Raw genomic sequence first — 24,056 nt, forward strand, 5'->3', positions numbered from 1 at the left:
ATCGATGTTCGGCAGCGGGCGGCGTCACTTTTTGTGACCCTGAACGGCGTGGGCACAGCACCCGGACACGAGACCGTTGAGCTGCGCGTGCACGGGGTGTCCGGCGCGTCGGCGGAGCAGATTCTCGACCACCCGATCGTGGTGCGCGTCGCCGGGGATCGGCACGCGGGGTTCTACCGGCCCCGGCCGGGAGCCGGCGCGGCCGGCGGCGCCACCGCCGGGGTTGCCGTCGAGGCGTACCGCTGGGGCACGCTGACGGCCGGCGCCGCGGTGCGCACGGCGTCCATGCTGCTGCTGTTGCCGTTCATGCTGTGCAACCTCGCGATCTGGCTGCGCCCGACGCCAACCGACCGGTTCGGTCTGCTCGGCGCGCTGTGCCGCCTGCTCGCCGGCACCCTCACCGCCGCCTTCACGCTCTCGATCATCGGCGTCACGCTGAACCTCGTCGGCTGGCAGTGCGTGCCGTACGTCGAGTGCCGGACCGGCCGGCCCTATCTGTCCTGGCTCGCCACGCTGCCGATGGGCCCGCGCCTGGCCGTGCTGTCGCTCATCCCACTGCTCGCACTCCGCCTGGTCTGGGCGATCGGCGCGCGCTCCGCCCGGGCGTTCGAGGGCTTCGGCCCGGCCTCGGCCGAGCCACCGGCCTCGGAGATGACCGAGAGCCTCACCACCCGCGGGTTCTGGGACGACGAGCGCGTCACCGCCTGGCTTCGCCAGATCCACGTCGGGATCAGCGCCGGCACGCTCGACGCCAGCCTGCTCGCCTCCCTGCCGGACGGCGGGCGGAATCGGCTGGGTCTGCTGCTGTTTGCCGCCGCCGCGGCCCTGGTGGCGTTCTGCGCGGTGCTGCTCTGCCTGCCCGTGCCGACCAGCCCCGCGCAGGCCCGTCGCCTCCTGCGCCCGCTGTGGGCAGCCATCGCCGGGGTGACCGTCCTGAGCCTCGGCTACGCCGCCCTCACCCGCACGGCCCAGCCCGTGATCAGGCAGTTGCCGGGCTACGAGGGCAGCACCGGCGGCCTGGTCGCGGCACAGGGCATCCTGCTCGTGGCGATCGCCGTCGTCACGTTCGCACGCCAGTGGACGCAGCCGACCGGGACCCGCCCGTTCCTGCGCGGACTCGGCACGCCCGTCGTGGCGGCATTGTCGGTCAGCGTCGCCGCAGCCTTCACCGCCACCCTGGTCTTCCGGGTCGCCGACTACCTCGACCGCGGTCACATGCCCAATCCGGTCCGGCCGAACCCACCCGTCCTCGGCCCCCTGGAGCCGCCCGTCGCGTACTGGTGGGCCGCCCTCGCCGGACTCACCGCGCTGCTGATCATCACCGGAATCACCACAGCTACGCTCCTGCTCAGTCGCCGCCGGCGGCGGGCCCTGGCCGAGCGCGTCGTCGCACAGGACTACCCGCAGGTGCCCCTCGACGCGGCGCCCCGGCTACGCCTCGTGCGGGAGACCGTCGCCAAGTCGCACGTGACCGAGGAACTGGCCCCGATACTGGTCACGTTCTTCCTGATCTCCTCGCTGGGCCTGGCCACCATCGCGCTGGACCTGATCGGGATCGGTCCCACCCAGCTTGCGGCAAAGCTCAGCGGCCAACGCGACGGAACCGGCCTGCTCGTCGCCCACGTCACCGACGTGGCGATCTGGGTCATCAGCCTGCTCGTGATCAGCCTCATGGTCCTCGGCTTCCGCTCGTACCGGTCGGCCGAGACCCGACGCCTCGTGGCGGTCCTATGGGATCTGGGCACCTTCTGGCCCCGCACCGTCCACCCCTTCGCGCCCCCCTGCTACGCCGCCCGGGCAGTACCCGAACTGACCAAGCGGGTCGCCGCGCTCGCCGCGCACGGCCCCGTGGTCATCTCCGGACACAGCCACGGCTCGGTCCTGGCCGCAGCCACCGTCCTGCAACTGCCGCCGGCCGCCCTGCCCAGGGTCTCCCTGCTGACCCACGGCTCCCCGCTGCGCCGCATCTACGCCCGCCTCTACCCGGCCTATCTCGGTCAGCAGGCGCTATGCGACCTGGGCGAGCGACTCGACTGGCGGTGGCGCAACCTCTGGCGGGACACTGACCCGATCGGTGGACCCATCTTCGACCGCGGGGGCACAGAGCCGCCATGCGACACCCCGGCAGCCGAATCGGTGGACCTGCGGCTCCGCGACCCCCACGCCGTGACCATCGACCCGGCCGACACCGTGCCACCGCCCGTCGAGCGCCACTGGCCGTACCACACGCAACCGCAATACCAGGCGGCCGTACGTGACCTCACCGATCGATCGGCCAGCAGCAGTCCCTCGCTACCAACATCCCCGTGAACGGAGTTTCGGGTGCATCGTGGAACTCTCTCCTCTCAGATCCAGTAGGTGTCGTGGCGCAGGAAGAACTCGGTCTGTTCCTCCTCACTCAGCGCCGCCAGCCCGGGCAGCCCCTCGAAGTAGCCCTCCCGGGGGGCGCCCGGCGCGAAGTGCAGCAACATCGACGCGGGCGAGCCGGACTCGTTGCGGAAGGCGTGCACCCCGCCCTCCGGCACGTGGACGAAATCGCCCGGCTCGGTGTCGATCCAGCGGCTGCCGTCGTAGATCCGTACCGAGCCGGCGAGGATGTAGAACGACTCGGAGATGCAGCGGTGGAAGTGCGGGGCCGGGCCGCTCGGTGTCGGGCCCATGTCCCAGCGGTAGAGGCCGAACTGACCGTTCGTCGTGGCGCCGGTAGCCAGGTAGTGCGCCGAGCCGCCGTTGGCGTAGCGCAGCTCTGGTGGGGCGTCGGCCGTGCGGTACGTCGCGCTGGCCTCACCCGTGGCGCCGAGGTACCGCGGTGGGGGGTGCGTCATGTCTCTCCTTCAACCGGTGGTGTGCGATGGGCGCTACCGCTTCTCCGCCGGCTGGTAGCGCAAGATGACGACGCCCGAGCTGAGCTCGGTCTGTCCGGCGAGCCTCAGGTTCGCCGCACCGCCGTCGCGGAACAGCAGGTCCCCGTTCTCCACCCGCCCGTCGCCCACGAAGACCGGGTGCAGCCAGAACCGCAGTTCGTCGAGCAGGTCGTTGTCGAGCAGGGTGCGGGCGAGCCGGCCGCACCCGTACATCAGGATGTCCTTGCCGGGCTGCCGCTTGAGCTCCGCGACCTCCTTGGCGACGTCGCCGGCGATGATGGTGGAGTTGTGCCAGTCGAGGCGTTGCAGGGTCGTCGAGACGACGTACTTCGGCAGGCTGTTCATCCGATCGGCGAAGCCGGCCTCGTCGCGCGGCATGCTCGGCCAGGCCTGGGCGAACCCCTCGTACGTGGCGCGCCCCAGCAGCAGGGCGTCGCTGCCGAACAGTTGCTCCAGGGCGTACCGCTGCCCCTCCTCGGTCATGTACGAAAGCATCCACAGGTGCGGGTTCGCGATGACCCCGTCGAGGGAGAGGTACGTCGAGGCGATCACCTTCCTCATGGGCGCGGCGCTCGTGTCAGTCATTGTTCCGGTCCTTCCGCTCGTTCCGGCCGGGCCTCTCGGCACCGGCTCGCTGTTTCCGGGGACCAGCGTGCGCCCGGCCCGGGCCGCCGGACATCCGTGGCGGCCACGGATTCGGGTACCGAAAGCCGGCACGGACGCCCCCGTGCCCGGGTGTGCGGGACAATGGCGCGTGTCCTCGACCGCAATCGACCGACCGTCCAAGCGCGAGGCGGAGGTACTCGCCCTGCTGAGGCTCCGCCTGTCGAACGCCGAGATCGCCGAGAGGCTGTTCATCTCGGTACGCACGGTGGAGAGCCACGTGTCGTCGCTGCTGCGCAAGTACGGCGTCGCCGACCGGTTCGACCTCGCGGCACTCGCCGAGCCGCCGCCGGGCGGCGCCGCGCCGACCGGCCCGCTCGCCGGGCTACCCGACCCGCGTACGGCGTTCGTCGGGCGCGGTCCCGAGCGGGACACGATCCTCGCCGCCCTCCAACACCACCGGCTGGTGACCCTGGTCGGCCCGGGCGGGGTCGGCAAGACCCGGCTGGCGTGCGTGGTGGCCGCGGCGGCGGCGCGGTCGTTCCCGCTCGGCACGGCGTTCGTCGATCTCGTACCGGTCCGGGACGACTTCGTGGCCCAGGCCGTGGCGACCGCGCTCGGGGTCACCGAACGGGCGCAGCAGCCACTGCTGGCCGCGATCGCGGAGCGCCTCGGCCAAGGCCGCACCCTGCTCGTGCTGGACAACTGCGAGCACCTGCTCGACCCGGTGGCCGGCTTCGTCGAGCGGATCCTCTCGGCCTGCCCGGACACGACCGTCCTGGCCACCAGTCGGGAGCGGCTCGCCGTACCCGGCGAACAGGTCGTCCCGGTGGCCCCGCTGCCGCCGGCGACCGACGCGGTGGCCCTGTTCCACGACCGGGCTCGGGCGGTCGACCCGGACTTCAGCGCGGACCCGGCGCTCGTCGCCGAACTCTGCACCCGGCTCGACGGGATGCCGCTGGCGATCGAGTTGGCCGCCGCTCGCAGCGCGTCGCTGGGCGCGGCGGGCCTGCTGGCCGCCCTGGACGACGTGCTGCGCCTGCTGGCCGGCGGGCGCGGGGCCGACGGGCGGCATCGCTCGCTGCGCGCGGTGATCGGCTGGAGCCACGACCTGCTGGACGACGAGGAACGTGCCCTGTTCCGGCGCCTGGCGGTGTTCGTCGGGAGCTTCGACCTGGCCGCTACGGCGGCGGTCAGCCAGACCGCCGAGCACAGTGCGGTCGCCGACCTGCTCGGCCGGCTGGTGGAAAAGAGCCTCGTCGTCCACCAGCGGGGGGCGGTGAGCAGGTGGCGGCTGCTGGAGATCGTCCGGGCTTTCGCCGCCGAGCGGCTCGCCGGGGCCGGCGAGGAGCCGGCGCTGCGCGAGCGGCACCTGCGTTGGGCCGCGGCGACGGCGGCGGGCCTGGAGCGGCGGCTGGCCGATCGGCCGCGTGGGCACCCACGAACGGGGGACCGGCCGCAGGCCCCGTCGGCGGGCCGGCCGGTCGGCGACTGGCGGGACGACTTCCACGCCGTCGCCGACGACCTCCGGGCCGCCCTGGCGAACTGCCCGCCGGGGCCGAGCCCGCTCGCCCACCAACTGGCCCGCGCACTCGGGCGCCTCGCGTACGCGCACCGGTTTCTGCTGGAAGCCGCCCGCCATTTCGAGCGCGCGGCCGCCCACGCTCCCTCTCCGGACGCCGCCGCGCGGGACCTGCGCAGCGCGGCCGACTGCGTCGTGATCGTCACCAACTCCAGCCCACGGGCCTTCCGACAGTTGCTGGCCGCGGCCGAACGGGCCGGCGCGGCCGGCGACGGCGACGCCCGGGCCGTCGCGCTGGCCCGGGCGGTGGAGTTGGCCAACCGGTTCAGCTCGGAGCCGGCCGCCGAGATACCCCAGCAGCGGCTACGCGACCTGCTCAACGAGGCGTCCGCCGACGGGGCACCGCACCGGCCGGCGGTGGCGGCCTGCCTCGCGCTGGCGACGGCATGGGCCGCTGGCGGGCAGTGGCGCGACCCGGATCCGGACCTCGCCGCGGCCGCGGTCGCGGCCGCCCGGGCCGTCGGCGACCCTGTGCTGGTCAGCGCCGGCCTGGAGGCGGTGAGCGCGGCCGCCACCAAGGCCCGACGGCTGCGCGAGGCGCATCGGGTGGCTGGTGAGCGGATCGCCCTGCTGCCCACGCTGCCGCGCGACGACCCGTACGCCGGTCCGGAGATCGTCGACGCGCTGCACATGGCGGCGACCTACGCGATCGCGGCCGGAGACCTGCGGGCCGCGCTGGCCGCGGCCCACCGCGTGCAGCAGGACGACCTGGTGAGCAACCACCCGTACGCCTCGGCGAGCAAGCTGATCCCGGCTCTCGCCCTCACCGGGCAGTTCGCGGCGGCGGTGCGACATGCCGGCGCGATGTGGGCCGGTTGGGAACGGGCGGGCAGCCCGCCCGCGCCCTGGCTGTCGCCGGTCATCCTGGCGGCCGCGCTCGCGCACGGTCTGCTCGGCGACGGCGAGAGCTTCAGCCGGTGGCGGGGCCGCGCGCTTCAGGTCACCGGCCTCGCCGACGCCGAGCACCTGCCCAGCCTGGTCCCGTTCCTCGCCTTCGTGGACGCGCGCGTCGCCGTGCACACCGGTCGGCTGGGCGAGGCGGCGGCGCTGACCGAGCGCGCCTTCGGCGACTACCCGCAGAGCAGGTACGAGCCGTACGCGCGGGCCGCCGCGGCCGAACTCGCCGTCGTCGCCGGACTGCCGGACGCGGCCGAACGCCTCGCCACGGCGGCAGCGGTGTGCGCGGAGAACGACTGGGCGGTGGCCTGCCTCACCCGTGCGGCGGGGCGGCTGCACCACGACGAGGACGTGCTGGCCGCCTCGGTCGAGGCCTGGGAGCGCAACGGCGCCCGGTTCGAACGCGCCTGCACCCTGCTGTTGCTGCCCGCCCGCGTGGCTGAGGGGCGTGCGGAACTGGCCGAGCTGACCCGCCGGTGAGCACGGCGCCGGCGCCGGCGATTCGCCGCCGACGAGATCGGCCAGGCGGTGGCGAGTCGAACAGGCCGATCAGCTCGGGCTGCTCCGCCCCGACGACGCGGACGCCGACGTCCGGGTCCGGCCGGATGGCCGCCCCGTCCAGGGGTTCGGCCAGCCCGGCAGCAGCGGCCCTTTCGCGCGGCTCCAGGACGGCACGCTCGCTGCCCCGCCCCCAGCTTCCCTCCCAACCGGTCTCGCGACCGCCATCGGGGTACTGATCGCGATTCCACCAGCCTATCGATGGTGTTGGTGGAACGATGGAAGGCGTGGGAACTGCGAAAACTGCCATGCCTGCTGTCTCGCCGCTTGCTGGTGAGCCGATCAAGCGTGCCGATGCCGAGCGGCTCGCGGGAGTGCTGAAGGCGTTCGCCGACCCGGCCCGACTGCGACTGCTCAGCCTGATCCAGTCCGCTCCGGAGGGCGAGGCGTCCGTCAGCGACCTCACCGCGCCGCTTGATCTCTCCCAGCCGACCGTGAGTCATCACCTTCGGATCCTCACCGAGGCCGGCCTGCTCGAGCGCGAGAAGCGCGGCGTCTGGGCGTACTACCGCCTGGTGCCGTCCGCGATCGCGGCGATAGCCGACCTGTTGACGCCGCCCCGCAAGCGGGCGACGAAGAAGGCCCGCTGACGGCACTGTCGAGGACCGTGCCGTCGTAGAACGCTGGCAGGACGATCCGGTGGGCATCACCCGCAGTGCCGTCGCAAGGCACCGGAGCATCCCGGCGGGCAGGGCACCGACTGAGGCCGTTTGCGCACGGCCGGCCCGGGAAGACGACGAGCGGAGTGGCGCGCGGAGCCGCCCGCGCCACGCACCACGGGGAGGCCGACATGGGTGACCGGGAACGGCTGCACGAACTCCGTCAGCAGGCGCACAACGCGGGCATCGAGGGTAACTCCAAGATGACCGAGGAGCAGCTGCGCGAGGCACTGCGGAAAGTCGGCAGGGGCGAACAGCCCCAGATGGCCAAACACCAGGCCAAGCGGTGACAGACGCGAGCGGTGCCGGCACCCGCTGAAAGGCGGGCCGGCACCGCTCGCGGTTCTCGACTGATCGTTTTCCGGATTCCCTACCGCCCCACCGAAGACTCCCGACACACACCTCACCGGCCACCCTCGGGCATGGTGCGGGCACGAGGGGGTACCGCCCCCGCGCGGTCAGTACGGGCGTCCGAACAGACGTGACCCGCCCGGCGGGGCCATGACCCAGCACCCGCCCCCGACGGCGCCCATCCGTCGCGGCAGGAACGTGAAGACGACGCCCGGCTCAACACCCGGCCCGCCCTGCGTGCCGCCCGCGGCACCGGCGTGGTCGCCGCCGCCGTCCGTGGCTCCCGTCCGGCCGGCGCCGTGGCGATCTTCGGCACCTCCGCCGACGCGGTCGGCGCGTTCTTCCTCAGCCGAACGCGACGAGGATCAGCCCGAACTTCCCGGTACGGTCCCGCCATGGACCTTCGATCTCGGCGGGCTGCCACCACGCGAGTGGTAGGCACTACCGCACTGCTGTCGGGCCTGCTGATCTCCGTGCTCACGATCTCCAGCGACTCAGGAATGGCCGAGCCGCACTTCCTCGCCGGGCTCCTTGTCCTCACAGGCATCGGACTGCGCATAGAGGCCGCGATCATGGCTCCCGGGGCGTAGCCGGAGCCCCGTTAGCCGCGAGCGGCCGGTGCCCGCCGGAGGCCGCCAGCGGGCCGAGCGCGGGCAGCTGGCGCCGCGCTTGTGCGGTGCCTTGATCCCGAAAAGACCGTTTCGGCGGCGGTGGGTGTGGACCTCCTGTCGGCGTCCGGGACGCCGGGAAAGTTCCGTTGCACGAGTGGGGCCGCGCTCCTGCGCGCGGCCCTGCGGCAACTCTGCGGCACCCAGATCATGACCACCCCGTTGAGCCGCAACCACGACCCGACGATCACGCCTGAGGCCGACTTTCACATCCTCCATTCAAAAGTTCCGATAAATCGATGGAAAGTGCTAACGTCACCCATCGATCTTCTGTCTCGCGGGAGCGCATCGACCGGCCCAGGGGAGAAAGTTGACCGCTCTTCCGGCAGGGGAGCCGCACCCACCAGGAGGAACCATGACCGCACCGAAACAACGGCGGCGTCGAGCCGCGCTCGCGGCCGCAGCTGCCGCGGTGGCGACCCTGCTCGCCGCGGCCCCCGTCACTCCGGCCACCGCCGCACCCGCCACCGCCGATCTCCCGCCGCAGGAACCCGGCGTCACCCTGCGCTCGTACGACATGGGTGTCCCGCTGTCGGCGCTGTGCACCCTGAAGCCCGCGCAGACGCCGAACGTCGACAAGCTCATGCCGCAGATCAACTGGACCGCTACGGACGAGTTCGGCCTGTCCGACCGGTTCATCAGCCACGTGATCGCCAACCTCGCCGTGCCCACCGACGGTGACTACACGTTCCGGCTCACCAGCGACGACGGGTCACGCCTGACGATCGGCGACCAGCTCGTCGTCGACCACGACGGCCTGCACGGCGAGACCTCCCAAGAGGGATCGATCAACTTGAGCGCCGGCCTGCACCCGTTGCTCGTCGAGTTCTTCGACAACGGCGGCGGGCAGGTGTTGCGGCTCGAGTGGCGGCGCCCCGGCGCCGACGGCTTCGAACTCGTGCCGACCTCCGCGCTGAGCACCGACGCAGGCGTCGTACGCGTCACCGCCCCTGGCTGGAAGTACTGCGAGGGGGCAACCGACTCGGCCGGCGACGGCCTGCCCCTCGACCGGGTGCACCCGGGGTACACCCTCACCGACCTGCGCCCCGAGGGCTTCCAGCCGCAGGTCACCGGCATGGACTTCATGCCCGACGGGGACCTGGTCATCTCCACCTGGGGCGGCACCGACAACACGACCGGCGAGGTCTACGTGGTCGAGGGCGTCACCGGGAAGAGCGGCCCGGAGCAGGTGACCTACCGCAAGTTCGCGGCGGGACTGCGCGAACCCCAGGGGGTGGCGGTGGTCGACGGGACCGTCTACGTCAGCCAGAAGCACGAGCTGACGGCCCTGCGCGACACCGACGGCGACGGCGTCGCGGATGACCACCGGACGGTTGCGACCTGGCCGTGGGGCCGCAACTTCCACGAGTTCGCGTTCGGCCTGCTCCACCGGGACGGGTACTTCTATCTCAACCTGTCGGTTGCCATCAACTATGGCGGCGCCACCACCGTGCCCCAGCCCGCGCCGGACCGCGGCACCTCGATCAAGGTGAACGCCGCGACGGGCGAGATCACGTATGTCGCCGGGGGGCTGCGCACTCCGAACGGGATCGGTTGGGGTCCACGCGGGGAGGTCTTCGTCACAGACAACCAGGGGGGCTGGCTGCCGGCGTCCAAGCTGGTCGAAATCCAGCAGGGAGCGTTCTACAACCACTACACGACGCCCACGGGTCGGTTCGACGACAAGCCGGTGACGCGTCCCGTCGTCTGGCTTCCGCAGAACGAGATCGGAAACTCGCCCTCCACTCCCGTACTGCTGAAGCAGGGCCCGTACGCGGGGCAACTGGTCGTCGGCGACGTGACCTACGGCGGCCTGCAGCGAGTGTTCCTCGAGAAGGTCGAGGGGCAGTACCAGGGTGCGGTGTTCCGGCACACGCAGGGACTGGAGTCCGGCATCAACGAGGTCACCCTCGGCCCCGACGGCGCGCTCTACGTGGGAGGCCTGGGCGCCGGCGGCAACTGGGGTCAGGAGGGCAAGCTGACGTACGGCCTGCAGAAGCTCACGCCCAACGGCACCTCGGTCTTCGAGGTCAAGCAGATGCGCGCGTCGCATGTCGGGTTCGAGCTGGAGTACACCAAGCCGCTGTCGGCCGAGACCGCGCAGAAGCTCGCCGACGCGTACCAGGTGACGCAGTGGCGCTACGGCGCGACGAGCCAGTACGGCGGGCCCAAGCTCGAGCTGGAGACGCTCAGGGTGGCCAAGGCCGAGCTGTCGGCCGACGGTCGCACCGTCAAGCTGCGGATCCCGGGCCTGAAGGAGGACCGCGTGGTGCACGTGCGCTCCCCGCGTCCGTTCTCCTCCGCCGGCGGCGAGGAGCTGTGGAACACTGAGGCCTGGTACACGCTCAACGAGATCCCGGGACGCGTGGTGCAGCCACAGACCTTCTTCGAGGCCGAGGAGGGCCGCACGGTCGCTGTCGCCATGGCGACCGACCACGCCGCCTACTCCGGCGCCGGCTTCGCTGCCGGGTTCGCCCAGAACGGCTCGTCGACCAGCATCTCCGCGGACGTGCGGGAGAGCGGGACGTACGACCTGGCGATGCGCTACAGCAACGGCCCGAACCCCTACTCCGGCGAGAAGCAGCTGAGCCTGTACGTCAACGGTGAACGGGTGGAGCAGACGGTCTTTCCCTCCACGGTGACCTGGAAGGAGTGGGGCACCGTCACCACCACCGTGCGCCTGGACAAGGGGCGCAACCTGGTCGAGTACCGCAAGGAGGCCGCGGACTCCGGGCACGTGAACCTCGACGTGCTCGCCGTCCGGCCGCACGGCGAGCGCATCACGCTGTTCAACGGCGGCGAGCTCACCGAGTGGCAACACAGCGACGGGCGCGAACCCGGATGGACGGTTGCCGACGGCGCCATGACGGTGCGCAACGGGGACCTGCGCACCTTGCAGGCCTTCGGCGACTTCCGCCTGCACGTCGAGTTCAACCTGCCGCTGTACCCGCCGGACGTGACCGGCCAGGCGCGCGCCAACAGCGGCGTGTACCTACAGGACCGCTACGAGATCCAGGTGCTGGACTCGTTCGGCATCGACCCGCCGAAGAACAACGACGCAGCGGCCATCTACAACCAGAAGGCCCCCGACGTGAACGCGGCGCTGCCGCCCCAGACCTGGCAGACGTACGACATCGTCTACCGGCAGGCCCGCTACGACGCGGCCGGCAACAAGGTCCAGAACGCGCGCGTCACCGTCGTGTGGAACGGCGTCACGGTGCACGACGACGTCGAGATTCTCGGACCGACAGGTGGCAACCGGCCGGAGGGCCCGGCGACGGGCGCGATCCGGTTGCAGGACCACGGCAACCCCGTCCAATACCGCAACATCTGGATCGAGCCGCTCGACCTGTAGTTCCAGCGGCCAGAATGCGGACGGCCGGGACCGGTTCGCCGGCCCGGCCGCCCGCCTGGCGGCCGCAGCAGCCACCTCGACGGCGCGGGTCGCCGTTCGCGTTGAAGCCCAGCGGCAGGCCGGTCCGACGACCCCGAGCCGTCGGCCCGGCCCGCCACGCTCGGATCACACCGTCACGCGGACACGTGCGCCACCCCGGGCCGTCCGCTCTGCACGTAGACGCTCGCCCGCGTCGACACCGGCGCGCCCGGCGCGTTGACGAACGGCACCACCCGGTAGTCGGTGCGCATCTCGTCACGGCCCAGGTGGCACATCTGGTACCCACGCTGGGAGTTGTGGAACTTCATGTGCGGGTTCTCGGCCAGCCAGGTCACGCCGAGGCTGTCGTGGTCGGTCCCGTTGCCGCCCGAGCTGATCGACGTGCCGAGGAACTCGGTGCCGATCGTCCGCGACCCCGGGTCGGAGAAGTCCAGCTTGAGATCGGCGGCCACGCTGCGGTGGGCGTCACCGGTGACGACGAGGAAGTTCTCGACGTTCCGCTCCGCCACGCCGTCGAAGAGCCGCTGGCGTGCGGCGGCGTACCCGTCCCAGGTGTCCATGCCGTACCGCTCGTCCGGGCCTGCGGTGTGGTCGGCCTCCATGGCGAAGATCTGGTTGCCGAGCACGTTCCACCGTGCGGTGGACGCGGCGAGCCCGGCCAGCAGCCATGCCTCCTGCTCGGCGCCGAGCATCTGCCGCTTCGGGTCCCAGCGCAGCGACGCGTCGGTGAGCTGCCGGTCACGGAACCGCCGGGTGTCGAGCACGTCGAGCTGCAGCAGGTCGCCGAACCGCAGGCGCCGGTAGACCTGCATCTCCGGGCCCTGCGGCATCGACGACGCCCGCAGGGGAAGGTTCTCGTAGTACGCCTGGTACGCGGCGGCCCGGCGGAGCCGGAACACGGCTGGGTCCTGGTCCGGCTCGGTGTCCGGCTGGGAGTGGTCGCCGGCCCAGTTGTTCTCCACGTCGTGGTCGTCCGGCGCCACCACCCAGGGCGCGGCGGCGTGCGCGGCCTGCAACGACGGGTCGAGCTTGTACTGGGCGTACCGGATCCGGTAGTCGGTCAGGGAGAACGTCTCGACGGCCGGGTAGTGGGCGCGGCCGATCGAGCCGGCGCCGCCGCCCTCATAGATGTAGTCGCCGAGATGGACAACGAGGTCCATGTTCTCGCGGGCCATGTGCTCGAACGCGGTGAAGTAGCCATCGGTGTAGGCCTGGCAGCTCGCGAACGCGAAGCTCAGCGACTGGAGCGCGGTCCCGGGGCGCGGTGCGGTGCGGGTACGGCCCACCGGGCTGACCTGGTCGGCGATCCGGAACCGGTACCAGTACCCGCGGTCCGGCCGCAGGCCGTGCACCTCGGCGTGCACCGAGTACCCCCAGTCGGCCGTGGCGCGTTCGACGCCGCGACGCACCACCCGGTGGAAGTTCTCGTCCTCCGCCATCTCCCACCGCACCAGGACGGGGCGATCAGGCATCCCGCCGAGCCCGTCGAGGGCGAGCGGGTCCGGTGCCAGGCGGGTCCAGAGCACAACACCGTCGGACGTCGGGTCGCCGGACGCCACACCGAGCGTGAACACGTAGCCCGGCAGGGCGACCCGGCTGTCCGAGGCGGTGGACGTCGCGGAAGCCGGCTCGGCGGCGAGGACCGCCGCGCCCGCGGCGATACCGCCCAGAGCGAGAAAGCGACGTCGGGGCAGCATGAGTGGGGACTGTGACATGAGGCGTTGCCTTCCGGACAGGTCGGGCATCTGTTCCTCGACATCCCAACGGCCCGGCCTGACGCTCCCGGGAACGAGTGGTGAACGGAACGCATTCTGATGTGGGGATTTCTGGTCACGTCGCTCGCCAAGCGGTGACAGCCGACAACGGTCGCGCAACGTTCTCGTGTCGGTGGTCGGTCGCCGCTGGAGGATCGAGGAATCGCTCCAAGCCGCGAAGACCTGCCCTCGGACGGGATTCGGGTCCGCCGTTCGGCTAGTGGGGCGCGCCGAGAGGGCCAGCGATCCTCGGCCGATTTCTGTATGGTGCCCGCCATGATCCGCACGCCCACACTTACCGCCGCCGCTGTCGTACTGCTCGTCCTGACCGGATGCGGCGAAGACGGAGACAGCAGCACCTCTCCTGCGTCGGCACCGAACACGCCCGCCCTGCTTGCGTGCAGCGACCTCTTCAAACCAGGTCAGAAGATCGAACAAGCGGAGGCCGAACGCGGATGTGTCGACCGTGCTGGCGGCGTCCACGTCGTCGGGGGATTCCGTTGCGACGACGGCCGCGACCTGTGGGTGACGGACTCCTCGACGGGCGCGCCGGCCGGGTGGGGGTTCGGTGACGGCGAGTTCGTTGCGGTGCAGGACGCGGCGAGCGAATCCGGCTTCCGGAAGGCATACCAAAGCTGCAAGCCGTAGCACCGCAAGCAACACCATGCATCCGCTGACCGAGGGCGTCACCGTCATGGTGACGCCCTCGGCACCCTGGTGGCGGTACGTGCCGCTGTCCATCGACCAACAGCTGGGGCCCGGCCGGGCCGGCCGGGCGGACTGCGCGGAGCTGAAGCTCTGGCGCCTTCGCGGTTACCGTGAGGGCTGTCGCCAAGAGAAGGAGGCACGGACATGACGGAGCGGCATCCCGCGCTCGCGCGACTCGACGCGCTCGTCGGCCGGTGGACGGTGCAGCCGAAGGTCCACGGCCTCGGTGCCGGGTGGACGAACTTCTCCTGGGTCGAGGACGGCAAGTTCCTGCGGCAGTTCTCCGACGCCGAGCCGCCGCCGGCCAGCGCACCGCAAGCCTGGCGAGAGAACAACCCGTTGCCCACGACGTCGCTGATCGGGCTCGACGACGCGGGCGAGGAGTTCACCATGCTGTACACCGACGCGCGCGGCGTGCATCGGGTCTACCGGATGTCCTTCGCCGACGGCGTCTGGCGGCTGACGCGGGACGCCCCCGGCTTCAACGTGGCCTAGCGAGGAATCCCGGTCCTTCAGGGCCAGGAGGAATCGCGTCACGAGCCTGGACGTTTCTGGTTTTCGATGTACTCGCGGATGACGGCTATGGGTGCCCCACCGCACGATCCAGCGAAGTACGACGGCGACCACAGGTGGCCGTGCATGATGTGCCGGTTGATCCGGCCGGTGAACTCCTGCCGAAGGTAGTGCGCGGAGACGCCCTTGAGCCTGTTGACCAGGGTCGATATCGGTAGCTTCGGCGGGTAGTGGACGAGGAGGTGGACGTGGTCGTCTTCGCCGTTGAACTCCCGCAGTTCCGCACCGAGCTTGGCGCACACGTCAGCCATGATGTGCCCGCACCGGGTGAGCATGGCGTCATCGAGCACGTCCCGCCGATACTTGGTGACGAAGACAAGATGCACGTGCAGGTTGTGCACGACGCTCCGACCGCGGCGGACATTCGGATCTGGGGTCCATCGGGGTGACATAGACAAGAATGCTAGGTTGTGGACGTGAAAATTGTTGTGCAGGTCCGCCTGTTCCCCAACGCTGGCCAGGAGGCGGCGTTGCGGAACACGCTGAGCCTGTGCAACAAGGCCGCCAATTTCGCCTCGATGGAGGCGTTCCAGCGGCGAATCCACGCGAAGCAGGCGCTCCAGCGGCTTACCTACGGCCGCTTGAAGGCCCTGGGCTTGTCGGCTCAGCCGGCGATCCATGTTGCCCGTAAGGTCGCCGGCGCGTACGCCACCCTGAACGCCAACATTCGTGCCGGTAATCTCGGTAAGCCCGGGTCGAAACGCCGCCGCAACGCCGAGGCGAAGCCGATCGGATTCCGTCGGGACGCCGCGCAGCCGTTCGACGACCGCTGTCTGTCCTGGCAGATGCGCTCCCGCACGGTCTCCATCTGGACCATCGCGGGGCGGCAGGCCGGTATCCGATTCGGCTGCTCCGCGCAGCAGTACGCGGTGCTGTCCGCCCACCGCAAGGGCGAATCCGATCTGGTGCACCGTGACGGCAAGTGGTACCTGTACGCCACCTGCGACATCCCTGATGTTGAGGTGAAGGAGCCTGACGGGTTCCTCGGCGTCGACCTGGGCATCGCGAACATCGCCACCACCAACGACGGGACCCGGCACTGCGGCAAGGGTTTGAACCGGGTGCGTCACCGTAACCAGCGGCTACGGGCCAAACTCCAGCGCATCGGCACCAAATCGGCCAAACGGCTGTTGAAGGCCCGCCGCCGCAAGGAAGCCCGGTTCGCGGCCGACACCAACCATCGCATCGCCAAGCAGATCGTGACCGAGGCCGAACGCACCGACCGCGGCATCGCCCTGGAGAACCTCACGGGCATCCGCGACCGGGTACGGCTCCGACGGCCCCAGCGGGTCACACTGCACACGTGGGCGTTCCACCAACTCGGCCAGTTCATCGCCTACAAAGCAGCCCGGGTCGGGCTGGCCCTCGTCCACGTCGACCCGGCGTACACCTCGCAGGGCTGCTCCACCTGCGGGCACACCACCAAAGCCAACCGCCCCAACCAATCCACCTTCCGATGCACGTCCTGCGGCTTCGCTGAGCACGCCGACGTGAACGCAGCCCGCAACATCGCCACACGCGGTGCTACGGACTGGGCAGCAGTCAGCCTGCCGAACGCGGCGTGACCGATACAGCCAGCATCGAACACGATCTGCAAGCTCGGCCCCTTCAAGGCCGAGAAGCTGACCCAACGCTTCACCTGCACGCTCAGCCCGGATGGCGACACCATCGACGGGCAATGGGAGACGTCCGAGAACGGTGTCGACTGGCGGCTCGACTTCGAGCTGACCTATCGCCGCTGACCGAGCCAGCCGAGCCCCCTCGCCTCCTGGCTCGGTTCGCCTCGACCTCGACCGACCGGGCTTCGTCAAGCTGGTCTTGTGCAGGTAGAGCGGTTCGCCGGCGTCCGAAGCCATCCGGCGGAAGCCACCGCCTCGGCTACTCGCGTGGCTACTCGGCTACTCGCGTGGCTACTCGGCTACGCGGTCGGCGCTTCGGACAGGTTGCGGTCGATGTGGTCGGCGTGGAACAGGGCCTGCCGAAGTAGCCGCCGAACGTGCTCGTCGGCGGCGGAGTAGTAGACGAACGTTCCCTCGCGACGTCCCTTGACCAGCCCGGCGAGGCGGAGCTTGGCCAGGTGCTGACTGACTGCCGTGGGGGCCGCTCCGGCCAGTTCAGCGAGGCAGGCGACGGACGATTCGCCCTGCAAGAGCGCCCAGAGGACCTTGATCCGGGTGGGGTCGGCCAGGAGCCGGAACGTCTCGGCCGCCAGATGCACCTGCTCCTCGTTGGGCATGTCGAAGTCGGGCAGCGACGTGTGCATGGCCTGAGCATACCGACCATCCCACTGCTTGCGTATCTGCGTAACTGCGCACATAAGATGCCTGGGTGACGACGAGCGTTGAGAACCCGTCTACCGCCCAGCCCGTGCATCCGGTCCCGACGCGTCGAGCTGGCCAGCGGCGGACTGCCCTGTGGTCGCTGCCGGAGGTCCGCTCGGCTGTCGCAGCGACCGGCCTGTTCGGGCTGGGTCTGCTGACCCAACTGTCCCCCGCTCCGAGCTGGGCGTGGTGGGCGTTGTACCTGGCCTGCTACGTCGCTGGCGGGTGGGAGCCGGGCTGGGCGGCCCTGCGGGCGCTGCGCGAGCGCAAGCTCGACGTTGACCTGCTGATGGTCCTGGCGGCGGTCGGCGCGGCGTCCATCGGGCAGGTTCTCGACGGGGCGTTGCTCATCGTCATCTTCGCCATCTCCGGCGCGCTGGAAGCTGTCGCCACCAAACGCACAGAGGACTCCGTCAGCGGCCTGCTCGACCTCGCGCCCGACACAGCCACCCGCCTCACCGCGACCGGTCAGGAGACCGTCGAAGCCGCCGACCTGCAGGTGGGAGACGTCATCCTGGTTCGCCCCGGCGAGCGGATCGGCGCCGACGGCGACGTCACCCACGGCGCGAGCGAGGTCGACCAGGCCACCATTACCGGCGAGCCGCTGCCCGTGGACAAGCATCCCGGTGACGAGGTGTTCGCCGGCACCCTCAACGGCACGGGTGCGCTCCGCGTCCGCGTGACCCGTCCGGCCGGCGACACGGTCATCGCCCGGATCGTCGCCATGGTCGCCGAGGCCAGCGCGACGAAAGCCCGCGTGCAGCTGTTCATCGAAAAGATCGAACAGCGCTACTCCGTGGGCATGGTCGCCGCCACGATCGCCCTGTTCGTGATCCCGTTGGCGCTGGGTGCCGAGCTCCAACCGACGCTGCTGCGCGCAATGACCTTCATGATCGTCGCCTCCCCGTGCGCGGTGGTGCTGGCCACCATGCCGCCGCTGCTGTCCGCGATCGCCAACGCCGGCCGGCACGGCGTGCTGGTCAAGTCCGCCGTGGTGATGGAACAACTCGCCACCGCCACGCGGATCGCTTTCGACAAGACCGGCACCCTCACCGAAGGCACCCCGCACCTGACCGACATCCGGCTCCTGCCCCACGCCAGCCTCACCGAAGACCAACTGCTGGCCCTGACCGCCGCTGCCGAAAGCTCGTCTGAGCATCCCCTCGCCCGCGCTGTGGTCGCAGCCGCCCGCGATGCGCAGCTCCCGCTACCCCCGTCGGACGCCTTCACCTCGACTCCCGGGCGCGGCGTCACCGCCCACGTCGATGGCTACCAGGTCGACGTCGGCAGCCCCGTCGGACTCCTCAAGAGCCATGACGACCCACTACGCGCCATCGTCGACGAGCTGGAGCAGGCGGGTCGAACAGCGGTCGTGGTCCAGGTCGATGGCGAACCGGTCGGCGTGTTGGGCCTCGCCGACAAGCTCCGCGCAGACGCCGCCGCAACGGTCGCGCAACTCACCGTTGTGACCGGGGCGCGCCCGCTGCTCCTGACCGGCGACAACGAACGCGCCGCCCGACGGCTCGCCGGCGAGGTCGGCATCACCGACGTTCGCGCCGGCCTGCTCCCCCAGGACAAGGTCACCGCGGTGCGCGAACTGGAAAACCACGGGGCCCGCGTGATCCTGGTGGGCGACGGCGTCAACGACGCCCCCGCCCTGGCCGCCGCCCACGCCGGCATCGCCATGGGACGCGCCGGCGCCGACCTCGCGCTCGACACCGCCGACACCGTCATCACCCGCGACGAACTCGCCACCCTGCCCGCCGTCATCCAACTGGCCCGCCGCGCCCGCCGGCTCGTCATCGCGAACCTCGCCATCGCCGGAACCTTCATCGCCGTCCTGGTCGCCTGGGACCTCATCGGCGCCCTGCCCCTGCCGCTCGGCGTGGCCGGCCATGAAGGCTCCACCATCATCGTCGGCCTCAACGGACTCCGCCTGCTCCGCCGCGCCGCCTGGGATCGGGCAGCAACCCCAGCAGCACCATGAGGAGAGGCATGTGGCCGGGACCGGAGGACGCCCACCGCCCGACACGCCGCAGCGTCAGGCGGGACGTCCGCCACCGATCACCCACCGCGCGGATGGTCAACCGCACCGTCAGCGGTTCTGTGCCGGTGCGGCGATACCCTCCTCGATGGCCAGCCGGGTCAGCTCCGGCCGCCGACGGCGCCCCGTCTTCTCCCGGATCCGGTCGAGGTGGGATCGGACGGTACGGACGCTGATCGCCAACGCCTCCGCGATGTCCTGGTCCCGTTCGCCGGCTGCCAGCAGCGACAGCACCTGACGTTCCCGGTCGGACAACGGCACCCGGTACAGCGGCTGCCGTCCCCGGGACGAGTCCAGCAGGATCGAGGCCAGGGTCGGCGACACGTAGGTGTTGCCGGCGGCGATCTCCCGTACCGCCCGGAGGATCTCGTCGGCGTCGGCGTCCTTGGTCAGGTAGCCACGGGCCCCGGCGGCGATCGCCCCGAGCACGTCGGACTGGTCACCGTGCGCGGACACCACCAGCACCCGGTGGCCCATCCCGGTGACCGCGACCACCGCCGCCGCGTCGCGTACCCCCGGCAGCCGCAGATCGAGGATCGCCACTCCCCCGCCGGGCTGCCGGTACGCCGCGAACTCCTCCACCGACTTGGCGGTCACCCTGACCTGGACATCCGGTGCGTCCCCGAGCGCCCGGACCAGCGCGGCCCGATAGAGGGGGTGGTCCTCCACCACCGACACCTCGATCGTCGGCACGCCGGTCACCGGGGCTCCCCCGCGCCGGCGGCCGGGGTGGTGACGCCCGGCGTGGCTGGCCGTCGGGCGGCGGCCGGGTCCAGCACGGGGCCGACGGGGAACAGCGCCAGCACGGTCGGTGGCACCGGCGTGGGCCGAACCGTCCCGTACCCGAGCGCCTTGAGCGCGTCGCCGTCCGGAACCGGATACCGTACGCCCTGGTCGGTGAGGAGGAAGACGGTGCCGAGGGCGGCCTGCGGCGTCGGTCGCTCGCGCACCACCGCGGCCCGGCCGGCCGGTACGAACACTCTGTCGGCCCGCGTGCCACCGCCGGCTGCCAACGGCTCCGCCCCGGCCGGCACGCCGGTGGTGGCGCCCAGCCTGACCATCGCCCGATCGCCGTCCACCGTCGCGCACACCGCGGCCCCTTCCTGGGGCGCCTCGGCGGGCGGGGCGAGTCGGGCCGGATAGTCGGCGGCCTTACCGGCCACCGCCCGCGACTGCGCCACGTCGGCCGGCGTCACCGGAATCTCGCGCGCCGCGCCACCCGGGTACGCCGCGCGGTTGGCCGGATTGCCGAGCACCAGCGCCGCCTCGGTCTGCCCGATCGGCAGCAGTCCGTCGGCGTGGACCAGGTAGTAGCGGGGTTCGGTGCCGACGGTCGTGGCGGCGAGCACCTGGCCGACCCGGGTGCTCCGGTCGCCGATCCGGGGCCCCGCGGCGCCTACCCCCGCCACCGTGATCAGTCGCAGGTCCGGGCCAGCGATCACCGCGCTCAGCCAGGCCGCGCTGACCGGCAGCGGGCGTACCGCGTCGTAGCCGAGGGCTACCGCCGTGGCCGGGTCGGTGATCCGGTGCCGGCGACCGGCCACCAACGCGTGCTCGGTGCCGTCCGGGCCAGCGACCAGCAACGCGGTCGCCGCGTCCACCTCGACGCCCACCGGCGGAACCCCGGCCAGCGCCGTGGTGACCGGCGCGGTGCCCGCCGGCCGGCCGTCGGCGGTCTGCGCACAGACGGTGAACGGCCCCGTCGTCAGCCGATCCCGGCCCGGCAACGACGGCGGCGCGCCGGGTATCCCGAGCGGGACGCCGCGCGGGGCACGCGCCAGCGACTTGCTCGACACCCGGCTGGTGGCGGTGCCGTCACCGCCCGCGAGCAGCCGCGCGGAGGCGTAGTTGAGCATCGGGTGCAGCAGCCCGTCGGTGCCCATCACGTACGCAGCTCCGGTGTCCTTGTCGAGCACCACCTGGCCGGGCTTGCGCCAGTCGGTGTTCGCCCCGGGCCGCAGAAAGCCGTACACACCGAAGCCGGCGGTCACCAACAGGGCGACCGCCGCGCCGAGCGCGCACCCGATGACCAGACGGCGACTCGGCGACACCGGGTGGTTGGCGTCACCGACCTGCAGCGCCGAGACGAGCCGGCGGCGAAGGAACTGGTACGCCTGTAGTTGGTCCCGCTGTGTCCACATCAGTTCGTCCCCGCCATGGTGCGGTGCACGCCCGGTGCACTAGAACTACGGATAGAAGGTACGGATCGCCGACGAGATCGAGCCCAAGGAGCCGAGCCATGCCGCCAGCCGCACCGGCCACCGCACCGCCCCTCGATTCCACACGGCAGCGGAGTGCGCCGCCGATGCCCGTACCACCGGTGGGACCGCGCACACTGCGCGGGCTCGGCGTCGGCCGGCTGATGCTCTGGCAGACCGCGGTGCTGGGTGCGGTCGCGGCCGGCGGGCCGTCCGACGCGGCCGGCGGCACGCTCACCGGGGTGGCGGCGGGCGTGGTGCTCGCTACCGGGGTGCGCTGGCGCGGCCGGTGGCTGTCCGACTGGGTGGTGGTCCGGCACCGGTTCCGGCGCCGCGCCGGAAGTGCCCTGCCGGCCCTGCCCGGCCTGCGGACCCGGACCGACGCGGACCGGGCGGGTAACCGGATCGGGTTGGCCGGTGACGGCACTTCGTGGAGCGCGCTGCTGCGCGTCGAACCCGACGGTGACCTCGACGACCTGCTGCGCCGGCTGCTGTCCCGCTACGACGACCCCGATCTGCCGCTGGCCGGCGCGCAACTGGTCGACTGGACCTCGCCCGGCACCGGCAACGCGGCGCGCTGGATCGCCATCCGGCTCGACCCCGAGACGGCCACCCGGGCGGTACGGGCCCGCGGTGGCGGCCGAATCGGCGCGGTACGTGCCGCGGGCACCGCCGCGCTGCGGCTCGCCGCCGAGCTGCGCGCCGGCGGGCACCAGGTCACCGCGCTCGACGGCGGTCAACTGCGCGACGCGTGGGCCGCCGTGCTCGGTGTCGATCCGCGGCGCGCGGACGATCCGGGCACCGAGACCTGGCACTACTGGTCGCTGGGCATGCTGCACCAGGTCTGCTTCCGGCCACGCCGAGCCGCCCGGAGCCTGAGCGAGACAGCCGCGCTGCTTCGCCGGCACGCCGCCACACCGGCGCTGGTCAGTGCCGTGTCGGTACGGTGGGACCGGCAACGCGGCGGCGGCACCCGCAGCACGGCGCTGATCCGGCTCGGGGTGCCCGCCGGACCAGCCCGGGAGGCGGTCGCCGAGGCGGTCGGGAAGGCCACCGCCGGCTTCGACCGGGATCTGGTCCCACTGGACGGGGCGCATGCCGAGGCGGCCTGGGCCACGCTGCCGCTGGCTGGCCTGCCAGTGGGTTAGCCGCCCCATGCGCGTGCCGCGCCGTAGATGTCGAGCACCGCGCCCGCCACCGGCACCAGACTGAGCAGCGCCAGGAACTCGACCACGTCGAGCAGCCGGCCCCAGTACGGCGACGGTGTCTTGGCGGCGGCCCGGACCGCGTACGTCCCGCAGACCACTCCGGTCACCAGGAGCAGCCCGGCGAGGAGCAACCGCGTTCCGGGCCCGCCGGCCAGGCTGGCCCGTGCCGTCAGGCCGAGCACCGACGCGGCACCGGCCAGCAACAGGGCGGCCCGCTGGCCGACGCCGACGTAGGCTCGGGCGCGGAGCAACAGCGCTACGCCGGCCAGACCGGCCAGCGCCCACGCCCAGCGACCACCGCTCCACAGGAGTATCCCGGCGCAACCGGCCACGATGACCGCCAAGCCGCAGAGCAGACCGGTCAGGATCCGTTCGGCGGCCTCGGTGTCCGCGACCACCTCGGGCCCGAGCGTGGGCCGCTCGTCCCCGCGGAACGCCTCCATGTCGGTGGGGACCCCGGGCAGCGGCAGCCGGCCGAGCCGAAGCGCGAGCATCGGCAGCGCCGGACTGGCCACCACGGCCACGCAACAGGTGACCGCCGCGACCGAAGCGGGCGAGGAGGCGGTGAGCAGGTCGGCGAGCGCGCCGAGACTACCCACCGCGGCAGCCACCGCGGCGGCGGCGAACCGCTGCTCCGCCACCACCACGGCGGCCACCGCCGTGTAGAGAGTGGCCGCCGCGCCGGCCAGCGCCAGTCGACTCGCGGTCAGCTCCATTGCCGTGCCCAGGCCACCGATCGCCGCCAGCCCGCCGATCATCGCGGCCGGTACGCCACCGGCGGCCACCGCCGCGCCCAGACCTCGCTCGCCGAACGCCCGCGACAACGCTCCGCTGGCGAGCAGCAGTATCAGGGCCAGGATGCCGGAGAGCAGCGCGACGGTCGACGCGGCGAGCCCGCTGAAGCCGACCGCGACCGCGACCGCGGTGAAGGCCAGCGTGGCGACCGCACCGCCGACCTTTCGGGACGCCGCCGCCCGCCACACTCCGGGCCGGTCCGCGGCGGCGCTCGCGATGGCGTCCACCACGTCGTCGAAGAGCATCGGGGTGGCCCGTCGGTCGACCGTGTCCAGGTAGAGCACCTCGCCGTCGCGCACCCCGGCGCCGCTGACGGTGACCGCACCGTCCAACGGCGGCGCGCCGAAACGACGCAGCTCCCAGCCGACCCCGCCGGCCCGATCGGCCCGGTCGGCGTTGGTCGCCAGCAGCCGGACCAGTTGCGGAAGCAGCTCCGCCACCGTGCTCTGGATCGGCAACGACACGTCGAGACGGGCGTGGGGAGCTACCACGGTGACCCGTCGAGGGGCAACCGCAGTGGTCACTGCTGCGCCTCGCCGAGCAGCGGAGCGTACCTCGCCTCGTTGGCCGCCGCCAGCTTGGCCAGGCCGTCGTTCACCGCCTCCAGCACGAGTTGACCGAGGGTGTGCGCGTCGTAGCGACGCAGCACCTGCGGGTCGATGGTCACCTCGGTGAACCGGCCGTCACCCTTGAGCTTCACGGTGACGTCGCCGTTGCCCGCGTACGCGGTCAGCTCCATCGTCGCCACCGAGCGCTGGATCTCCTCGATCCGCTGTTGCTGCTCACGCACCTGGGCGAGCAGATCCTCGATCGCCGGTTCCATCTGTCGTCTTCCCTCCGGTGTCACCGCTACCCGCCCGTGCCGTGGCCCGCCAGTGG

General features: G+C 71.8%; 19 protein-coding genes. 10 read left to right on the top strand and 9 right to left on the bottom strand.

Annotation, left to right across the window (positions count from 1 at the left end):
• Nucleotides 1–48 precede the first annotated feature (48 nt).
• Nucleotides 49–2,310 (top strand): hypothetical protein, encoded by a 2,262-nt coding sequence (locus ACZ6Q9_RS02325; RefSeq protein ID WP_396826738.1) that lies wholly within the window; start codon nt 49–51, stop codon nt 2,308–2,310.
• A 35-nt stretch (nt 2,311–2,345) separates the two neighbouring features.
• On the opposite strand, the gene ACZ6Q9_RS02330 is transcribed toward ACZ6Q9_RS02325, so the two are convergent.
• Complete coding sequence (locus ACZ6Q9_RS02330) at nt 2,346–2,825, bottom strand: cupin domain-containing protein (protein WP_396826736.1); 480 nt, start codon at nt 2,823–2,825, stop codon at nt 2,346–2,348.
• A 33-nt stretch (nt 2,826–2,858) separates the two neighbouring features.
• On the bottom strand, nt 2,859–3,449 hold the full coding sequence (locus ACZ6Q9_RS02335; protein WP_396826735.1) for a dihydrofolate reductase family protein: 591 nt from the start codon (nt 3,447–3,449) through the stop codon (nt 2,859–2,861).
• Nucleotides 3,450–3,618: 169 nt separating this feature from the next.
• Between ACZ6Q9_RS02335 and ACZ6Q9_RS02340 the strand changes: the two genes are divergently transcribed.
• The 4 genes from ACZ6Q9_RS02340 (at nt 3,619) to ACZ6Q9_RS02355 (ending at nt 11,537) form a co-directional block, all read left to right on the top strand.
• Complete coding sequence (locus tag ACZ6Q9_RS02340; RefSeq protein WP_393265931.1) at nt 3,619–6,426, top strand: ATP-binding protein; 2,808 nt, start codon at nt 3,619–3,621, stop codon at nt 6,424–6,426.
• Nucleotides 6,427–6,722: 296 nt separating this feature from the next.
• Nucleotides 6,723–7,094: an ArsR/SmtB family transcription factor gene (locus ACZ6Q9_RS02345; RefSeq protein WP_393265928.1), complete on the top strand. Its 372-nt coding sequence runs from the start codon at nt 6,723–6,725 to the stop codon at nt 7,092–7,094.
• A gap of 200 nt (nt 7,095–7,294) precedes the next feature.
• Entirely contained in the window at nt 7,295–7,453 is a 159-nt protein-coding gene (locus tag ACZ6Q9_RS02350) for a hypothetical protein (RefSeq protein ID WP_393265925.1), read from the top strand.
• Between the two features lie 1,084 nt (nt 7,454–8,537).
• Entirely contained in the window at nt 8,538–11,537 is a 3,000-nt protein-coding gene (locus ACZ6Q9_RS02355; protein ID WP_393449291.1) for a 3-keto-alpha-glucoside-1,2-lyase-like domain-containing protein, read from the top strand.
• A gap of 173 nt (nt 11,538–11,710) precedes the next feature.
• Here ACZ6Q9_RS02355 and ACZ6Q9_RS02360 read toward each other — a convergent pair whose 3' ends face one another.
• The gene (locus ACZ6Q9_RS02360) at nt 11,711–13,273 is read right to left on the bottom strand and encodes an alkaline phosphatase D family protein (protein WP_393265920.1); all 1,563 of its coding nucleotides are present in this window, start codon (nt 13,271–13,273) and stop codon (nt 11,711–11,713) included.
• 333 nt (nt 13,274–13,606) lie between these two features.
• Here ACZ6Q9_RS02360 and ACZ6Q9_RS02365 point away from each other — a divergent pair, with 333 nt between their 5' ends.
• Nucleotides 13,607–13,978 (top strand): hypothetical protein, encoded by a 372-nt coding sequence (locus ACZ6Q9_RS02365; RefSeq protein ID WP_393265918.1) that lies wholly within the window; start codon nt 13,607–13,609, stop codon nt 13,976–13,978.
• A gap of 204 nt (nt 13,979–14,182) precedes the next feature.
• Nucleotides 14,183–14,533, top strand: coding sequence for a hypothetical protein (locus ACZ6Q9_RS02370; protein WP_393265916.1), 351 nt, complete (start codon nt 14,183–14,185; stop codon nt 14,531–14,533).
• Between the two features lie 38 nt (nt 14,534–14,571).
• Here ACZ6Q9_RS02370 and tnpA read toward each other — a convergent pair whose 3' ends face one another.
• Nucleotides 14,572–15,003 carry an IS200/IS605 family transposase gene (tnpA, locus tag ACZ6Q9_RS02375; RefSeq protein ID WP_393265914.1) on the bottom strand — a complete coding sequence of 144 codons (432 nt, stop codon included), beginning with the start codon at nt 15,001–15,003 and terminating at the stop codon, nt 14,572–14,574.
• Nucleotides 15,004–15,027: 24 nt separating this feature from the next.
• On the opposite strand from tnpA, the gene ACZ6Q9_RS02380 reads away from it, so the two are divergent.
• Nucleotides 15,028–16,176: an RNA-guided endonuclease InsQ/TnpB family protein gene (locus tag ACZ6Q9_RS02380; protein ID WP_393265912.1), complete on the top strand. Its 1,149-nt coding sequence runs from the start codon at nt 15,028–15,030 to the stop codon at nt 16,174–16,176.
• A 353-nt stretch (nt 16,177–16,529) separates the two neighbouring features.
• On the opposite strand, the gene ACZ6Q9_RS02385 is transcribed toward ACZ6Q9_RS02380, so the two are convergent.
• Nucleotides 16,530–16,874, bottom strand: coding sequence for an ArsR/SmtB family transcription factor (locus ACZ6Q9_RS02385; protein ID WP_357458084.1), 345 nt, complete (start codon nt 16,872–16,874; stop codon nt 16,530–16,532).
• Between the two features lie 65 nt (nt 16,875–16,939).
• On the opposite strand from ACZ6Q9_RS02385, the gene ACZ6Q9_RS02390 reads away from it, so the two are divergent.
• A complete protein-coding gene (locus ACZ6Q9_RS02390) occupies nt 16,940–18,919 on the top strand; it encodes a heavy metal translocating P-type ATPase (RefSeq protein WP_393449285.1) in 1,980 nt (659 codons plus the stop codon).
• 108 nt (nt 18,920–19,027) lie between these two features.
• On the opposite strand, the gene ACZ6Q9_RS02395 is transcribed toward ACZ6Q9_RS02390, so the two are convergent.
• Nucleotides 19,028–19,678: a response regulator transcription factor gene (locus ACZ6Q9_RS02395; protein ID WP_357692942.1), complete on the bottom strand. Its 651-nt coding sequence runs from the start codon at nt 19,676–19,678 to the stop codon at nt 19,028–19,030.
• The gene (eccB, locus tag ACZ6Q9_RS02400; protein ID WP_393449280.1) at nt 19,675–21,117 is read right to left on the bottom strand and encodes a type VII secretion protein EccB; all 1,443 of its coding nucleotides are present in this window, start codon (nt 21,115–21,117) and stop codon (nt 19,675–19,677) included. Before eccB ends, ACZ6Q9_RS02395 begins: the two co-directional genes overlap by 4 nt.
• Nucleotides 21,118–21,281: 164 nt before the next feature.
• On the opposite strand from eccB, the gene ACZ6Q9_RS02405 reads away from it, so the two are divergent.
• Nucleotides 21,282–22,322 carry a type VII secretion protein EccE gene (locus tag ACZ6Q9_RS02405; RefSeq protein ID WP_396826729.1) on the top strand — a complete coding sequence of 347 codons (1,041 nt, stop codon included), beginning with the start codon at nt 21,282–21,284 and terminating at the stop codon, nt 22,320–22,322.
• On the opposite strand, the gene eccD is transcribed toward ACZ6Q9_RS02405, so the two are convergent.
• Together eccD and ACZ6Q9_RS02415 are read right to left on the bottom strand one after the other, a co-directional pair.
• Nucleotides 22,319–23,701 (bottom strand): type VII secretion integral membrane protein EccD, encoded by a 1,383-nt coding sequence (eccD, locus tag ACZ6Q9_RS02410; RefSeq protein WP_466021378.1) that lies wholly within the window; start codon nt 23,699–23,701, stop codon nt 22,319–22,321. The genes ACZ6Q9_RS02405 and eccD overlap by 4 nt on opposite strands.
• The gene (locus ACZ6Q9_RS02415) at nt 23,698–24,000 is read right to left on the bottom strand and encodes a YbaB/EbfC family nucleoid-associated protein (RefSeq protein ID WP_357692936.1); all 303 of its coding nucleotides are present in this window, start codon (nt 23,998–24,000) and stop codon (nt 23,698–23,700) included. The genes eccD and ACZ6Q9_RS02415 overlap by 4 nt, the downstream gene beginning before the upstream one ends.
• Nucleotides 24,001–24,056 lie beyond the last annotated feature (56 nt).

It is taken from the genome of Micromonospora sp. NPDC049139 (assembly GCF_055586845.1).

Excerpts from the sequence above, each read along its gene's own strand:
- ACZ6Q9_RS02370 (WP_393265916.1), top strand. The coding sequence starts at position 14,183 with ATGACGGAGCGGCATCCCGCGCTCGCGCGACTCGACGCGCTCGTCGGC.
- ACZ6Q9_RS02385 (WP_357458084.1), bottom strand. The coding sequence starts at position 16,874 with ATGCACACGTCGCTGCCCGACTTCGACATGCCCAACGAGGAGCAGGTG.
- ACZ6Q9_RS02405 (WP_396826729.1), top strand. The coding sequence starts at position 21,282 with ATGCCCGTACCACCGGTGGGACCGCGCACACTGCGCGGGCTCGGCGTC.
- ACZ6Q9_RS02330 (WP_396826736.1), bottom strand. The coding sequence starts at position 2,825 with ATGACGCACCCCCCACCGCGGTACCTCGGCGCCACGGGTGAGGCCAGC.
- tnpA (WP_393265914.1), bottom strand. The coding sequence starts at position 15,003 with ATGTCACCCCGATGGACCCCAGATCCGAATGTCCGCCGCGGTCGGAGC.
- ACZ6Q9_RS02345 (WP_393265928.1), top strand. The coding sequence starts at position 6,723 with ATGGAAGGCGTGGGAACTGCGAAAACTGCCATGCCTGCTGTCTCGCCG.
- ACZ6Q9_RS02350 (WP_393265925.1), top strand. The coding sequence starts at position 7,295 with ATGGGTGACCGGGAACGGCTGCACGAACTCCGTCAGCAGGCGCACAAC.
- ACZ6Q9_RS02335 (WP_396826735.1), bottom strand. The coding sequence starts at position 3,449 with ATGACTGACACGAGCGCCGCGCCCATGAGGAAGGTGATCGCCTCGACG.
- ACZ6Q9_RS02415 (WP_357692936.1), bottom strand. The coding sequence starts at position 24,000 with ATGGAACCGGCGATCGAGGATCTGCTCGCCCAGGTGCGTGAGCAGCAA.
- ACZ6Q9_RS02360 (WP_393265920.1), bottom strand. The coding sequence starts at position 13,273 with ATGCTGCCCCGACGTCGCTTTCTCGCTCTGGGCGGTATCGCCGCGGGC.
- eccB (WP_393449280.1), bottom strand. The coding sequence starts at position 21,117 with ATGTGGACACAGCGGGACCAACTACAGGCGTACCAGTTCCTTCGCCGC.
- ACZ6Q9_RS02355 (WP_393449291.1), top strand. The coding sequence starts at position 8,538 with ATGACCGCACCGAAACAACGGCGGCGTCGAGCCGCGCTCGCGGCCGCA.
- ACZ6Q9_RS02365 (WP_393265918.1), top strand. The coding sequence starts at position 13,607 with ATGATCCGCACGCCCACACTTACCGCCGCCGCTGTCGTACTGCTCGTC.